This is a genomic window from Psychromonas aquatilis (assembly GCF_038155185.1).
Taxonomy (GTDB): domain Bacteria; phylum Pseudomonadota; class Gammaproteobacteria; order Enterobacterales; family Psychromonadaceae; genus Psychromonas; species Psychromonas aquatilis.
Genome location: NZ_JBAKAZ010000290.1, coordinates 1 through 227, shown reverse-complemented (window position 1 = coordinate 227; position 227 = coordinate 1). Strand labels below are relative to the sequence as shown.

At 44.9% G+C, this 227-nt stretch carries 1 protein-coding gene; it reads left to right on the top strand.

Annotated features, from left to right (window positions below; all coding sequences use genetic code 11):
• Positions 1-227, top strand: a 227-nt coding sequence (locus V6256_RS15605; RefSeq protein WP_341599146.1) for an anaerobic C4-dicarboxylate transporter family protein, incomplete at both ends; no start/stop codon positions are given.

Below are 227 nucleotides of genomic sequence, written 5' to 3'. Positions count from 1 at the left end.
AAATGGTATTAGGCCAGAACGCCAAATGGCAGCCGATTCAGTCGCCTCACAAATTGACATCACCGCTGCCCCAATCTATGCTGCCGTGGTTTATTATTTAGCTCAAATAGTCGATATCGGCGCAGATATCACATTTCTTTCCATCTTACTTGTTTCTGTTCCGGGTACTTTATTCGGGACATTGATGATGTCGCTATACAGTCTCAAACGAGGTGCGGAACTAGAAG